This is a genomic window from Micromonospora palythoicola (genome assembly GCF_036689795.1).
Taxonomy (GTDB): domain Bacteria; phylum Actinomycetota; class Actinomycetes; order Mycobacteriales; family Micromonosporaceae; genus Micromonospora; species Micromonospora palythoicola.
This window is the reverse complement of sequence record NZ_JBAGKI010000102.1, coordinates 1-12,459: the sequence shown is the minus strand read 5'-3', so window position 1 is coordinate 12,459 and position 12,459 is coordinate 1. Positions and strand designations below refer to the sequence as shown.

The following is a 12,459-nucleotide window of genomic DNA, read 5'->3' as shown; positions in this document are numbered from 1 at the left end:
CAAAAAAAAAACAACCCCTGTGGGGGTGGGCGCACGGGGGGCCCCCCCCGCGCCGCCCGCCGGGGCCCGCCCCGCTGTGGTGCGCTGGGGGTTAGAGGCCCAGTTCGGCTTCGAAGTTGCCGGCCTCCAGGCGCTCCTTGACCGCCGTCAGGAAGCGGGCCGCGTCGGCGCCGTCGATCAGTCGGTGGTCGTAGGACAGAGCCAGGTAGACCATCTGGCGTACGGCGATGACCTCACCCAGCTCCGGGTCGTTGACCACGACCGGACGCTTGACCACGGCACCCGTACCCAGCATCGCCGACTGCGGCGACGGCACGATCGGGGTGTCGAAGAGGGCGCCCCGACTGCCCGTGTTGGTCAGCGTGAAGGTCGCACCGGCGATCTCGTCCGGGCTGATCTTGTTGGTCCGGGTCCGCTCGGCCAGGTCGGCGACCCGCTTGGCGATGCCGCCCAGGTTGAGGTCACCGGCGTTGTGGATGACCGGCACCAGCAGGCCCCGCTCGGTGTCCACCGCGATGCCGAGGTTCTCGGCGTCCGGGTAGGTGATCGTCCCGCCGTCCAGGTCCATGCTGGCGTTGACGATCGGGTACGCCTGGAGCGCCTCGATGGCCGCGAGGGCGAAGAACGGCAGGAACGACAGCTTGACGCCGTGCCGCTGCTGGAACGACTCCTTGGCCTGCGCCCGCAGCTTGGCGATCTTGGTGACGTCCACCTCGACCACCGTGGTCAGCTGCGCCATCTCGTGCAGCGACGACAGCATCCGCTTGGCGATCGCCGCGCGGATGCGCGGCAGCTTCTCGGTGGTGCCCCGCTTGGCGCTCGGCTGCGGCTTGGCGGCCGGCTTGGCCGGTGCCCCGGCCGCCGGCTGCGCTGCCGCCGGAGCCGGCGCGGCCTTGGCGGCCTTGGCCTTCTCCGCCGCGTCCAGAACGTCCTGCTTGCGGATCCGGCCACCGACCCCGGTGCCGTTGACCGAGGCGAGGTCCACGTTGTGCTGGCTGGCCAACTTGCGTACCAGCGGGGTCACGTAACCGGCCGCCTGCTCGCCGCCATTGGACGGTGCCGCCGCGCGTTGCGGTGCCGGAGCCGCCGGCTGCGCCGCCTGCTCGGCCTTGACCGGTTCCTGCGCCGTCTCGGCCTCGGCGGCCGGCTCGTTGTACGACATGCCCGGCGTCGGCTCGGACACCTGCGGCTCCGGCTTCGCCGCGGCCTCGGGCTTCGGCTCCGGCTTGGCCTCGGGCTCCGGCTTGGCCTCGGGCTTCGGCTCCGGCTTCGACTCGGCCGGGGCGCCACCGGCGGCACCGACCACGGCCAGGGTCGCGCCGACCTCGGCGGTCTCGTCCTCGGCGACCTTGATCTCCAGCACGGTGCCGGCGACCGGCGAGGGGATCTCGGTGTCGACCTTGTCGGTGGAGACCTCCAGCAGCGGCTCGTCGACCTCGACGGTCTCGCCGACCTGCTTGAGCCAGCGGGTGACCGTACCCTCGGTGACGCTCTCGCCCAGGGCCGGCATCTGCACCGGAGTGCCCTCGCCCGACGGGGCCGCCTGCGCCGGCTGCTCGGCCGGCTCCTCGACGGCCGGCTGCTCCGCCTCGGCCTGCGGCTCCGCCGCCGCCTCGGCGGCCTGCTCGGCGGGAGCCTCCTCCTCCTGCTGCGGGGCGGCTCCACCGCCGGCCGACTCGCCCTCGCCGGAGATCACCGCCAGCTCGCTGCCGACCTCGGCCGTCTCGTCCTCGCCCACCACGATCCGGGTCAGCACCCCGGCCGCCGGGGACGGGATCTCGGTGTCGACCTTGTCGGTGGACACCTCGAGCAGCGGCTCGTCGACCTCGACGGTGTCACCCTCCTGCTTGAGCCAGCGCGTGACGGTGCCCTCGGTGACGCTCTCGCCGAGCCGGGGCATGGTGACCGATACCGGCATGTTCTCCAGACTCCTTCATTTCCCTGGTGGGGGGAGCGCCGCCCGTCGCCGGACGCCGCGGATACGTCGTGATCAGGCGTGCGCGTGCAGCGGCTTGCCGGCAAGAGCGAGGTGCGCCTCGCCCAGGGCCTCGTTCTGCGTCGGGTGGGCGTGCACGAGCTGCGCCACCTCGCCCGGGTACGCCTCCCAGTTGTAGATCAGCTGCGCCTCGCCGACCAGTTCGCCGACCCGCGCGCCGACCATGTGCACGCCGACCACCGGCCCGTCCTCGACCCGCACCAGCTTCACGAAACCGGCCGTCTTGAGGATCTGGCTCTTGCCGTTGCCGCCGAGGTTGTAGTTGTAAGTCTTGATCTTGTCCGCGCCGTACTGCTCCTTGGCCTTCGCCTCGGTGAGGCCGACCGACGCCAGCTCCGGGTCGCTGTAGGTGACCCGGGGGATGCCCGCCTCGTCGATCACCGCCGGGTTCTGGCCGGCGATCTCCTCGGCGACGAAGATGCCCTGCTGGAAGCCGCGGTGGGCGAGCTGGAGACCGGGCACGATGTCGCCCACGGCGTAGACGTTCGGCACGTTGGTGCGCAGCCGCTCGTCGGTCAGCACGTAGCCGCGGTCGACCTTGACGCCCTGCTCCTCGTAGCCGAGGTCGGCGGTGTTCGGGCCCCGGCCGACCGCGACCAGCAGCAGCTCGGCCTCGACGGTGTCGCCACCGGCGATGGTCACCTTCACGCCGTTGTCGGTCTTCTCGACCTTCTCGAACGGCTTGCCGACCTTGAAGTTGATCTTCCGCTTGCGGAAGGCCCGCTCCAGCGCCTTCGACGACTCCTCGTCCTCGGCGGCGACGAGCCGGGGCAGCGCCTCGACGATCGTCACGTCCACCCCGAAGGACTTCCACACGCTGGCGAACTCGACGCCGATCACCCCGCCGCCGAGCACGATCGCCGAGGCGGGGACCCGGTCCAGGGTCAGGGCGTGGTCGCTGGTGATGACCCGCTCGCCGTCGATCTCCAGGCCCGGCAGGCTCTTGGCGTACGACCCGGAGGCCAGCACCACGTTGCGGCCGGTGTACCGCTTGCCGTCCACCTCCACCGCGTTCGGCGCGACGAGCTTGCCGTGCCCCTCCACGATCGTGATCGACTTGTTGCCCTTGAGCATGCCCTGCAGGCCCTTGTAGAGCCGGGAGATCACGCCGTCCTTGTACGAGTTGACCCCCGCCATGTCGATGCCGACCAGCTCGGCCTTGATGCCGAACTGCTCCGACTCGCGGGTCTGGTCGGCGATCTCGGCCGCGTGCAGCAGCGCCTTGGTCGGGATGCATCCGTTGTGCAGGCAGGTGCCCCCGAGCTTGCCCTTCTCCACCAACGCCACGGAAAGGCCCAGCTGGGCGGCGCGCAGGGCGGTCGCGTAACCGCCGCTACCACCTCCGAGGATGACGATGTCGAAGGTTGCGTCGTTCGGCTCGCTCACGTCCAACTCCCAGGTCGCTTCGCTGCATCGGGGGTCACGGCGGGGTAACACGGACACACCCCACCTCGGCCATCTTGTCACCACCGCGTCGCACCCGCGTACCGAGGTGCCCAACGACACGTCGCCGCCACGTACCCTTGGCTCTGCCTTCGATACGCCACGACTGGGGAGACGGCTCGGTGGGACTGTTCCGGCGAAGCAAGCGACCACGCGCGGCTGACCCTGACCGTACGGCCAATCGTGCCGATCTGGAGCACCTTGAGAACTTCGTCCGTACCCGTAAGGGCGTCGAGGCGTACATCGAGCCGCGTACCACCGTGACCGAGACGACCGTGATCCTGATCGCCGACGACGGGGAGTGGACCCGACGCCGGATCGACGGGCCGGACGGCGCGCGGCGGTTCGCGTTCCGGCTGAGCATCCCGATCTACGACGTGGCGCTGATGGGCTACCCGCAACGCATGCGCGACTACAACGAGCGCCGCAAACGCCGCCCCGATCAGTACTGACCCGCGCTCACGCCGCTCCCGCGTCGCCGCGAGGCAGCAGTTTCGGGGAAGTTGCCGCCTCCCGGCGCGTGGAGACAGCAACTTCCCCGAAACTGATCGGATCTTGCGCAGCCCGCGCGGGGCTCAGCCGTTGGTGGCGACGTCGTCGATCAGGTGCAGCAGGGTGCGGACCGGGACGCCGGTGCCGCCCTTGGTCCAGTAGCCGGTCGCCTCGCCCGTGTGGTACGACGGGCCGGCGATGTCGATGTGTGCCCAGGCGACGTCGTCGGTGACGAACTCACGCAGGAAGACACCGCCCTGGAGCATGTGACCGGCCCGGTCCATGCCCGCGTTGACCTGCGAGATGTCCGCGACGTCGGAGTCCATGCCCTTGCGCACGTCGTCCGGCAACGGCATCGGCCAGGCCGGCTCGCCGACCGCGTCACCGGCGCCTCGGACCCGCTCGCACAGCTCGGCGGTACCCATCACGCCGGAGATCCGCTTGCCCAGCGAGACGACCTGACCGCCGGTCAGGGTGGAGGTCTCGAACAGGTAGTCGCAGCCGTCGGCGCAGGCCCGGGCCATCGCGTCGCCGAGGATCATCCGGCCCTCGGCGTCGGTGTTGAGCACCTCCACCTTCTTGCCGTTGAACATGGTGACCACGTCACCCGGCCGGTACGAGGTGCCCGACGGCATGTTCTCCGCCATCGGCACGTACCCGGTCACCGTCACCGACGGCTTCAGCTCGGCCACCGCCAGCATGGTGGCCGCCACCGCCGCCGCACCGGCCATGTCGGACTTCATCTCCCACATGCCCTGGGCCGGCTTGATCGAGATGCCACCCGTGTCGAAGGTGATCCCCTTGCCGACCAGCGCGACCCGCTTACCGGAGCCGCCACCGGCCGGGGTGTAGGTCAGCTTGACCAGTCGGGGCGGAGCCTCCGAGCCCTGACCGACGGCGATGATGCCGCCGTAGCCGCCCTCGCGCAGGGCGACCTCGTCGAGCACCTCGACCGCCAGCCCGGCCGCCCGACCGGCCTCGGCGACCGCGTCGGCGAAGGCCGGCGGGCGCAGCTCGTTCGGGGCGATGTTGACCCAGTCGCGGGTACGCCGGACCGCGCCGGCCACCGTGCCGGCCCGGGTCACCTCGGCCTGCGCTGCCGCGTCCGCGGCGTCCGGCACGGCGACGAGCACCTCGGCGACCGGCTCGCGGCGGGTCGGCTGCGGCCTGGTCTTGTACCCGGCGAAGCGGTAACCACCCAGCAGCGCGCCCTCGGCGACGGCGCGCAGCGCGTCGGCGGCGTCGGCGTCGTCCGGCAGCGGCAGCGTCATCGCCACCCGGGACGCGCCGGCCAGGGCCCGCACGGCGGCGCCCGCCGCCCGGCGCAGCGTCTCCGGGGCGGGGGCCGCGCCGCTGGGCTCGGGGCCGAGGCCGACGGCGGCCAGCACCGGCGCGGTGACCGTGCCCAGCGTCGCCAACTTGATCACCTCGCCGGGACCGCCGGTCGCGCCGAGCAGCGCCAGCGTCTCGGTCAGCTTGCCGTCGAAGGCGGCGGCGATGCTCTCGGCGCCGCTGGCGAGCAGCAGGGTGCCGGCGAGGCCGCGGGTGGCGTCCTGCTCGCCGGTCGTACTGTGCACGCCGATCACGATCGCGTCGACGGCGAGTTCGGCGGGGTCGGTGTCGACCAGGCTCAGGGTGGTGCTGGGCGATGTCACGGAGGCTGCTCCCGGGCGGGCCGGGCCGGTCGCGTGGTGGCGTACCGGCGGTGGAGTTCCCCGGCGGATGATTTACCCGCCGGACGTCAGTGCTGCCCCGCCGGGTGATCCGGCGGTCCCGCCGATGCTAACCAGCCCGGTGCGTCCCGGTAAGTTGCCACCCATGACCGAGGTGACCACCGACGCCGCCGCGACCCGGCTGCGTCGTTCCCCGCTGGCCGGCCGGCACACCGCGCTCGGCGCCAAGTTCGCTCCGTTCGGCGGCTGGGAGATGCCCCTGGAGTACGCCGGCGGCGGGGTGCTGCGCGAACACACCGCGGTGCGTACCGGCGTCGGCGTGTTCGACGTGTCACACCTGGGCAAGGTGCGGGTGACCGGGCCGGGAGCGGCGGAGTTCGTCAACGCCTGCCTCAGCAACGACCTGGGGCGCATCGGCCCGGGGCGGGCGCAGTACACCCTGTGCTGCGACGAGGCGACCGGCGGCGTGGTGGACGACATCATCGCCTACCTGCACGCCGACGACCACGTCTTCCTCATCCCGAACGCGGCGAACAGCGCCGAGGTGGTGCGCCGGCTGCGCGCCGCCGCGCCGCCGCGGGTCACGGTCACCGACGAGCACGAGGGGTACGCCGTACTGGCGGTGCAGGGGCCCCGGGCGGCGGACCTGCTGGGCGCGCTCGGCCTGCCCACCGGGCACGGGTACATGAGTTTCTCGCCGGCGGCCCTCGGCCCGGTCGGGCTGACCGTGTGCCGTACCGGCTACACCGGCGAGCTGGGCTACGAGCTGGTGGTGCCGGCCGGTGACGCGGTCGCGGTGTGGGACGCGTTGTTCGCCGCCGAGCCGGCGCCGCAGGCGTGCGGGCTGGCCGCACGGGACACGCTGCGCACCGAGATGGGGTACCCGCTGCACGGACAGGACCTCTCGCTGGAGATCACGCCGGTGCAGGCCCGCTCGGGTTGGGCGGTCGGCTGGGACAAGCCGGCCTTCTGGGGCCGTGACGCGCTGGTCGCGGAGAAGGCCGCCGGTCCGGCGCGTACGCTGCGCGGCCTGGTCGCCGTCGAACGTGCCATCCCCCGTCCCGGCATGGCCGTCTACGCGGGCGACACCCGGGTCGGCACCGTGACCAGCGGCACCTTCAGCCCGACCCGCAAGCAGGGCATCGCCCTCGCGCTCATCGACACCGCCCCCGCCCTCCCCGACGGTGCCGAGCTGCACATCGACATCCGCAACCGCCGCACCCCCGCCCACCTGACCCGCCCCCCCTTCATCCACCCCTCCGTCAAGTAAGACCGGTCAGGGGGTGGGGGGTTGGCCGGCGTCCAGGACGGCCTGGGTCCAGCCGCCCTCGATGACGCCGTCGGCGTTCAGGACCGCCCAGTCGACGATGTCGGCGACCGCCACGACGACCGGGGAGCCGATGCGTACGGTGGGGTCGGTGTTGGCGTCGCTGGCGCTGGCACCGACGACCCGGTCCGGGGAGTCCCAGTCCGTCACCCCGGCCCAGACGTACTCCGGGCCGTCGTCGCCCGGCAGCCCGTACTTGACCACCAGCTGTGTCTCCGGCGGCAGCTGACCGTCGCGGAACCGGGCCCGGATGTCCGCCAGTCCGGCGCGGGCGGTGGCGATCGCCCTGCTCATCGCGTCACCGGAGCGGGCGTACCGCACGTCGGGCTGGATCCCGGAGAAGAGGGTGGCGCAGGCGTTGGCGAAGTATCGCCCGGCGGGGCCGGGGTGCCCGGCCGGCGGGCGCAGGCTGAGGAAGGAGTCGGCGTCCGGGTCGGTGGCCGGGTCCAGCTCCAGGCGGAGCAGCACCGGCGCGGTCGCCCCGTGCTGCTCCGGATTGCCGTACGCCACCGCGATGTCGTGGCCGGTCACCGTGGCCAGCACCGGCAGTTGCACGAACGCCGGGATCTCCTCGCCGGCCAACCCGTCGGTCCAGTCCCGCAGCAGGCGCCGGGCGGCACCGGTCATCACCGCACCCCAGGCCCGGGTGAGATGGTCGGGCACCCCCTGGGTCTGCAACTCCAGCAGGCCGAAGCGGCGCAGCCCCTTGGTGGTGAACCAGAGCCCCTCGGCGTCCGACGAGTAGGGCACCAGCACCCAGTCGACCAGCCGGACCCGGCCCTGCGCGTCGGGCAGCGTGCGCAGCGCCGCGGCCGGGTCGAGGAACTGCAGGCCGAAGACGTCCACCACGTCGCCGCCCACCGCCTCGGCGACCGCCGCGGCGACCGCCCGCGCGGCCCACTCGTGAGCGGGCGGCCAGCCCGGCCGGTACTCCGCCTGCACCACCACCAGGTGGGTCGCCGCGGCCAACCGGTCCAACTGCGCCTCGCTGGCCCCGAACGCGGTGAGCAGGTCCGGTGGCAGCTCGGGAAACTCGCCGACGGGCCGGATGTCGACGCTCATCAGCGGACTGTCCAGCATCTGTCGGGCCAGTCCGTACACCGGCTCGGCGAGCCGGCCGGCCAGCTTCTCCACGGCCGTGCGGGCGGTCACCGACGGCAGTCCGGCCGTCGGCACCAGATAGGTCGCGCTCAGCGACTCCGGAACCGGAACGGGCAGGAAGTCGTCGGTGATGAGCATGTCGTCCCCCGGGTGGCCGCGCCGGTGCTGTCGTCGCAGGTACGCTACCCGGCGCCGGGCCACCGACTCAGGCGGACAGCACCAGTCCCAGGTAGACGAGCGTGGTTACCAGCTCGACGGTGGCGCCGAGCACGTCGCCGGTGATCCCGCCGAGGCGGCGTACCACGTGCCGCAGCAGCCCGGCCGCGACGGCGAGCGCCGTCAGCACCACCAGCGGGCCCTGCCACGGCTGGTGCGGCACCGCCGCGACCGCCAGCAGCGCGACGGCGGCGGTGGTGACGACCAGCGCGACGGGACCGACGCTGCCGGCGACGAGCGCACCCAGCCCTTCCGGTCGCGCCGCCGGCACCCCTCGCCGGCAGGCCAGGGCCACCCCGAGCCGCCCCGCCGCCGTGGCCGTCAGCACGGCCGCGAACACCGCCGGGCGGGACCGGCCGGCCAGCTCGGCCAGCGCGGCGGCCTGCACCAGCAGGACGAGCACCAGGGCGACCACGCCGAAGGGCCCCACGTCCGGCTTCTTCATGATCTCCAGGGCGGCCGGTCCACGCCGGTAAGACCCGAGCGCGTCCACGGTGTCGGCCAGCCCGTCCAGGTGCAGCCCCCGGGTGAGCACCGCCGCCGCCGCGACGGTGACCCCGGCGGCGACCAGCGGCGCGGTGCCGGCGGCCAGCAGCAGCAGGATGCCGGCCAGCGGCACACCGAGCAGCGCGCCGACCGCCGGGGCGAGCGTCATCGCCGTGCCGGCGGTGGCCCGGTCGACCCGGCCGACGCGCAGCGGCAGGATGGTGAGGGTGGTCAGCGCCAGCCGCGCCCCGTCGCCGAGCCGCAGCTCACCCGGCACGGGCGGCGGATGTCTCCGCCGGCTCCGCGGCCGGCGCGGTGGTGGTCGGGCCGGGACCCTCGGGCTCCGGCTCGTGGAAGTCGGGCTCCGTCTCCTCGATCGGGCCCGGCTCGTCGCCCTCGCTGTCGTCGCCCTCGGGACGGGACGGCAACGCGGCGGCCAACGCCAGCGCCGACCGCAGCAGCGGCAGCACGGTGAGCGCGTTCGCCCCCTCGCCGAGATCGAGCCGCAACCGGGTAAGCGGATCCAGGCCGAGCACGTCGGCGGCGAGCCGGACGGCCGGGTGACCGCCGTCGTCGGCCAGCAGGCACCAGTGCCGGGCCTGTCCGGCCAGGTCCCGGCTGATCAGCGCGGCGGCCACCCCGACGGGGCCGTCCAGCAGCACCGGCAGCCGGCGGGCGGTCGCGCCCAGCAGGATGCCGGTGGCGACGGCGATGTCCCCACCGCCCAACTCGGCGAGCACGTTCATGGCGTTGCGGGAGGAACGACGGGTGCGGTGCAGGGCGTCGCGGACCGCGGCGCAGCGAACCATCCAGGCCGCGTCGTCGATCTCGCCGTCCACGGTGACCACCCGGGCCAGCACCGCGGGCGGCTCGGCTCCGGCGGTCGCGGCCAGCACCGCCGCGGCCGTGGCCTCGGTGCCGGCGCCGCACGCGGCCAGCACCAGCAGTTGTACGCCGGCGTCCGCCGCCTCCTCGGCCAGCCGCCAGCCGTGGCGCAGGGCCGAGTCCACCTGATCGGCGTCCAGCGCCGGGCCGTGCTCGATGGGCGCGGCGGCGGGGGCGGCCACCACCTGCAGGCTCGCGCCGCTCTCGGCGGCCAGCCGGGCGAGCACGCCCTGCCCGGCTCGGGCCTGCTCGGCGCGGCGGGCCGACTCACCGGCCGTCGTGCCGGCGGCGACTCCGCCCGCGTGGTCGCCGTGCACCAGCAGCACCCGCACCGACCGCCACGGGGCCGGGGTGGGGGTGCCCTGGGTGGCGGCGGCGAACGAGACGACCTGCTCCAGCGCACCGAGCCCGGCGCCCGGCACGTCCAGGCTCGCCAGCCGGTCGACGGCCTGCGGCCCGGCGTACTCGTCGGGCATGGGCAGTTCCATGCCGGGCTGGATGACCAGGCCGGTCGCGACCAGCGGGAGGGCCGTGGTGGGCGCGGTCCAGCCGGTGCCGACGCTCTCGGCGGCGGGCTCGGCGGGCAGCTGCGGCCTGGTCACCGGCGGCGAGTCGGGCAGCGGCGCAGCTTCGGGAATCTCCGACGACTCACCGGTCGGTCCGGCCTGAGCGGGCACCGTGGCGGCTACGGCCGACGGGGCGGAAGCGGCCGGTGGCGCGTCGGAGAGCGCGGGTCGGGCGGCGGCGGGCTTCAACCGGCACGGCTGGCCGGCGACCACCAGGACCACCGTGTCGCAGGCGTCGGCGACCGCGCGGTTGACCGCGCCGAGGGCGTCGGTGAACGCCCGGCCCAGCGGTGTGGTGGGTACCAGGGACAACCCGACCTCGGGGCTGACCAGCACCAGCCGCGCGGCGCAGGACCGCACGGCGGCGGCCAGTTCGTCGACGGTGGCGGTGTCGTCGGCCGGCTGGTGCGCCGGGTCGAGCAGGACCGTCACCCAGCCGCCGAGGTCGTCGACGAGCAGGGTGTCCTCCGGCCGGGCGGTGGAGATCACGTCGGCGAGGCGACGCGGGTCGGTCGCGGTCTCCTCGGTGCTCCAGGTCGCGGGCCGGCGGGCGCGGTGCGCGGCCAGGCGGGCGGCCCACTCGGGGTCGTCCCCCGGGTCGGCGGCGGTCGCCAGGTAGCGGACCGTGGACGCGTCGGCGACCAGGGACTCGGCGAACTCCGACTTGCCGGACCGGATGCCGCCGAGGACCAGAAGCGTGTTCCACCCGTCAAGGGACATGCTGCGTACCTTACGTCCAGCGGGCGGGTCGGCGGACCGCAGGTAGGGCAGCGCGCCGCCGGCCCGCGATGCGGTCAGCGCCGGTCGGGGGACTGGTACCTGACGTCGTTGGGATTGACGTCCGCCGGCTTCGGATCCTCCTGCCAGGCCCCCTCGCCGGGGCGGGCCTGCAGGGCGTCGACGAGTTCCTCCCGGTCCATCTCCCGCGCGCCCTCGATGCCGCCGCGCACCGCGATGTCGCGCAGTTCCGCCGTGTCCATCTGCGGGATCGGTGTCGTCATTGTCGCCTCCTGTGCGTCGGGTTCCCGAACGACATACCCGGCCGCGGCAGGCTCAGTCCCGCCCGGGCGTCGGCCGGGCCGCCGATCGCCGCCCGTGGCCCGGTCGGCGGTGCTGCGGTACGACTACGCTGGCGGAGGTCCGCCCCAAGGGGCAGCAGCGGCGAGGGGAGACGCGCACATGGCGTGGAGCTGGCGGTACGAGGGTGCGAACGGCGAGTCGGTCGACGGGCCGGCCGAGTCGTTCGCCAGCCAGGCGGATGCCGAGTCCTGGATCGGTCAGACCTGGCGGGAACTCGCGGCGTCCGGCGTCACCTCGGTCGCGCTCCTGGAGGACGATCGGGTGGAGTACCGGATGAGCCTGCAGCCCGTGGCCGAGTGATGACACCCCGGGACTCCGAGCCGCTGGTGCTCGGGGTGCCCCGGGCGGCCTTCCGGCCCAGCCCGGTCTTCCTGGCGCTGGTCGCCCTGCTGGTGACCAGCGCCGTGCTGACCTGGCACGGGATCGGCAACGTCCGGCTCACCGTGTTCGGCTTCGTCGTCTCCGGCTGGCTGGTCTCGTTGTGCCTGCACGAGTACGCCCACGCCGTGGTGGCGTACCGCAGCGGTGACCGGGGGGTGGCCCACCGCGGCTACCTGACCCTGAACCCGTTGAAGTACAGCCATCCGTTGCTGTCCATCGCGCTGCCGGTGGTGGTGGTGCTGCTCGGCGGCATCGGTCTGCCCGGTGGCGCGGTCTGGGTGGACCGGCACGTCATCCCGGGGCGGCTACGGCACACCCTGGTCAGCCTCGCCGGACCCGCCACGAACGTGCTGTTCGCACTCGTGCTGGTGGTGGTGCTGCGGCTCGGCGCGGGCGGTGGTGGACCGGTGGAGTTCTGGGCGGCGGTGGCCCTGCTGGCCTTCCTCCAGGTCACCGCGAGCCTGCTCAACCTGCTGCCGGTGCCCGGGCTGGACGGCGGCAACATGGTCCAGCCGTGGCTGACCTCGCAGTACCGGCGGATGTACGACCTGTTCGCGCCGTACGGGTTCATCCTGCTGTTCGCGTTGCTGTGGAACCCGACGATCGGCGGCTGGTTCTTCACCGCCGTCTTCGCCATCGGCGACCTGCTCGGCCTGCCGCCGTGGCTGTACGCGACCGGTCTGGACCTGGTCCGCTTCTGGCAGGGCTGAGCCCGACCCAGCGGAGGCGTGCGCCCGGGCGGGGGGGGGTGAGGCCGGCCGGGGGGGCGGGGGGCGGGCCCGGCGCCCGCGCCGCGGGGGGGGCCGGGGGCCC

Annotated in this window: 11 protein-coding genes; 4 read left to right on the top strand and 7 right to left on the bottom strand. The window is 73.8% G+C overall.

Going from position 1 to position 12,459, the window contains the following annotated elements; genetic code table 11:
• Positions 1 to 91: 91 nt before the first annotated feature.
• Together sucB and lpdA are read right to left on the bottom strand one after the other, a co-directional pair.
• On the bottom strand, positions 92 to 1,918 hold the full coding sequence (gene sucB, locus V5O40_RS26790; RefSeq protein ID WP_332908041.1) for a 2-oxoglutarate dehydrogenase, E2 component, dihydrolipoamide succinyltransferase: 1,827 nt from the start codon (positions 1,916 to 1,918) through the stop codon (positions 92 to 94).
• A gap of 72 nt (positions 1,919 to 1,990) precedes the next feature.
• Positions 1,991 to 3,382: a dihydrolipoyl dehydrogenase gene (lpdA, locus tag V5O40_RS26785; protein ID WP_332908040.1), complete on the bottom strand. Its 1,392-nt coding sequence runs from the start codon at positions 3,380 to 3,382 to the stop codon at positions 1,991 to 1,993.
• Between the two features lie 179 nt (positions 3,383 to 3,561).
• On the opposite strand from lpdA, the gene V5O40_RS26780 reads away from it, so the two are divergent.
• Positions 3,562 to 3,891, top strand: coding sequence for a hypothetical protein (locus V5O40_RS26780; RefSeq protein WP_332908039.1), 330 nt, complete (start codon positions 3,562 to 3,564; stop codon positions 3,889 to 3,891).
• A 123-nt stretch (positions 3,892 to 4,014) separates the two neighbouring features.
• Here V5O40_RS26780 and V5O40_RS26775 read toward each other — a convergent pair whose 3' ends face one another.
• Positions 4,015 to 5,586: a leucyl aminopeptidase gene (locus V5O40_RS26775; RefSeq protein WP_332908038.1), complete on the bottom strand. Its 1,572-nt coding sequence runs from the start codon at positions 5,584 to 5,586 to the stop codon at positions 4,015 to 4,017.
• 163 nt (positions 5,587 to 5,749) lie between these two features.
• Here V5O40_RS26775 and gcvT point away from each other — a divergent pair, with 163 nt between their 5' ends.
• Positions 5,750 to 6,874, top strand: coding sequence for a glycine cleavage system aminomethyltransferase GcvT (gene gcvT, locus V5O40_RS26770; RefSeq protein ID WP_332908037.1), 1,125 nt, complete (start codon positions 5,750 to 5,752; stop codon positions 6,872 to 6,874).
• A gap of 6 nt (positions 6,875 to 6,880) precedes the next feature.
• Here the strand turns inward: gcvT and V5O40_RS26765 are convergent, their stop codons facing one another.
• From V5O40_RS26765 to V5O40_RS26750, 4 genes are all read right to left on the bottom strand, one after another.
• Complete coding sequence (locus tag V5O40_RS26765; RefSeq protein WP_332908036.1) at positions 6,881 to 8,170, bottom strand: DUF2314 domain-containing protein; 1,290 nt, start codon at positions 8,168 to 8,170, stop codon at positions 6,881 to 6,883.
• A 67-nt stretch (positions 8,171 to 8,237) separates the two neighbouring features.
• A complete protein-coding gene (locus V5O40_RS26760) occupies positions 8,238 to 9,011 on the bottom strand; it encodes an adenosylcobinamide-GDP ribazoletransferase (RefSeq protein ID WP_332908035.1) in 774 nt (257 codons plus the stop codon).
• Entirely contained in the window at positions 9,001 to 10,905 is a 1,905-nt protein-coding gene (gene cobU, locus V5O40_RS26755; protein WP_332908034.1) for a bifunctional adenosylcobinamide kinase/adenosylcobinamide-phosphate guanylyltransferase, read from the bottom strand. Before cobU ends, V5O40_RS26760 begins: the two co-directional genes overlap by 11 nt.
• Positions 10,906 to 10,979: 74 nt before the next feature.
• The gene (locus V5O40_RS26750) at positions 10,980 to 11,186 is read right to left on the bottom strand and encodes a hypothetical protein (RefSeq protein WP_332908033.1); all 207 of its coding nucleotides are present in this window, start codon (positions 11,184 to 11,186) and stop codon (positions 10,980 to 10,982) included.
• 178 nt (positions 11,187 to 11,364) lie between these two features.
• Between V5O40_RS26750 and V5O40_RS26745 the strand changes: the two genes are divergently transcribed.
• Both V5O40_RS26745 and V5O40_RS26740 read left to right on the top strand, forming a co-directional pair.
• Positions 11,365 to 11,565, top strand: a complete 201-nt coding sequence (locus V5O40_RS26745) for a hypothetical protein (protein ID WP_332908032.1) — start codon at positions 11,365 to 11,367, stop codon at positions 11,563 to 11,565.
• Positions 11,565 to 12,356, top strand: a complete 792-nt coding sequence (locus V5O40_RS26740; RefSeq protein WP_332908031.1) for a site-2 protease family protein — start codon at positions 11,565 to 11,567, stop codon at positions 12,354 to 12,356. Before V5O40_RS26745 ends, V5O40_RS26740 begins: the two co-directional genes overlap by 1 nt.
• Positions 12,357 to 12,459 lie beyond the last annotated feature (103 nt).

Excerpts from the sequence above, each read along its gene's own strand:
- V5O40_RS26765 (WP_332908036.1), bottom strand. The coding sequence starts at position 8,170 with ATGCTCATCACCGACGACTTCCTGCCCGTTCCGGTTCCGGAGTCGCTG.
- V5O40_RS26750 (WP_332908033.1), bottom strand. The coding sequence starts at position 11,186 with ATGACGACACCGATCCCGCAGATGGACACGGCGGAACTGCGCGACATC.
- V5O40_RS26745 (WP_332908032.1), top strand. The coding sequence starts at position 11,365 with ATGGCGTGGAGCTGGCGGTACGAGGGTGCGAACGGCGAGTCGGTCGAC.
- gcvT (WP_332908037.1), top strand. The coding sequence starts at position 5,750 with ATGACCGAGGTGACCACCGACGCCGCCGCGACCCGGCTGCGTCGTTCC.
- V5O40_RS26740 (WP_332908031.1), top strand. The coding sequence starts at position 11,565 with ATGACACCCCGGGACTCCGAGCCGCTGGTGCTCGGGGTGCCCCGGGCG.
- cobU (WP_332908034.1), bottom strand. The coding sequence starts at position 10,905 with ATGTCCCTTGACGGGTGGAACACGCTTCTGGTCCTCGGCGGCATCCGG.
- sucB (WP_332908041.1), bottom strand. The coding sequence starts at position 1,918 with ATGCCGGTATCGGTCACCATGCCCCGGCTCGGCGAGAGCGTCACCGAG.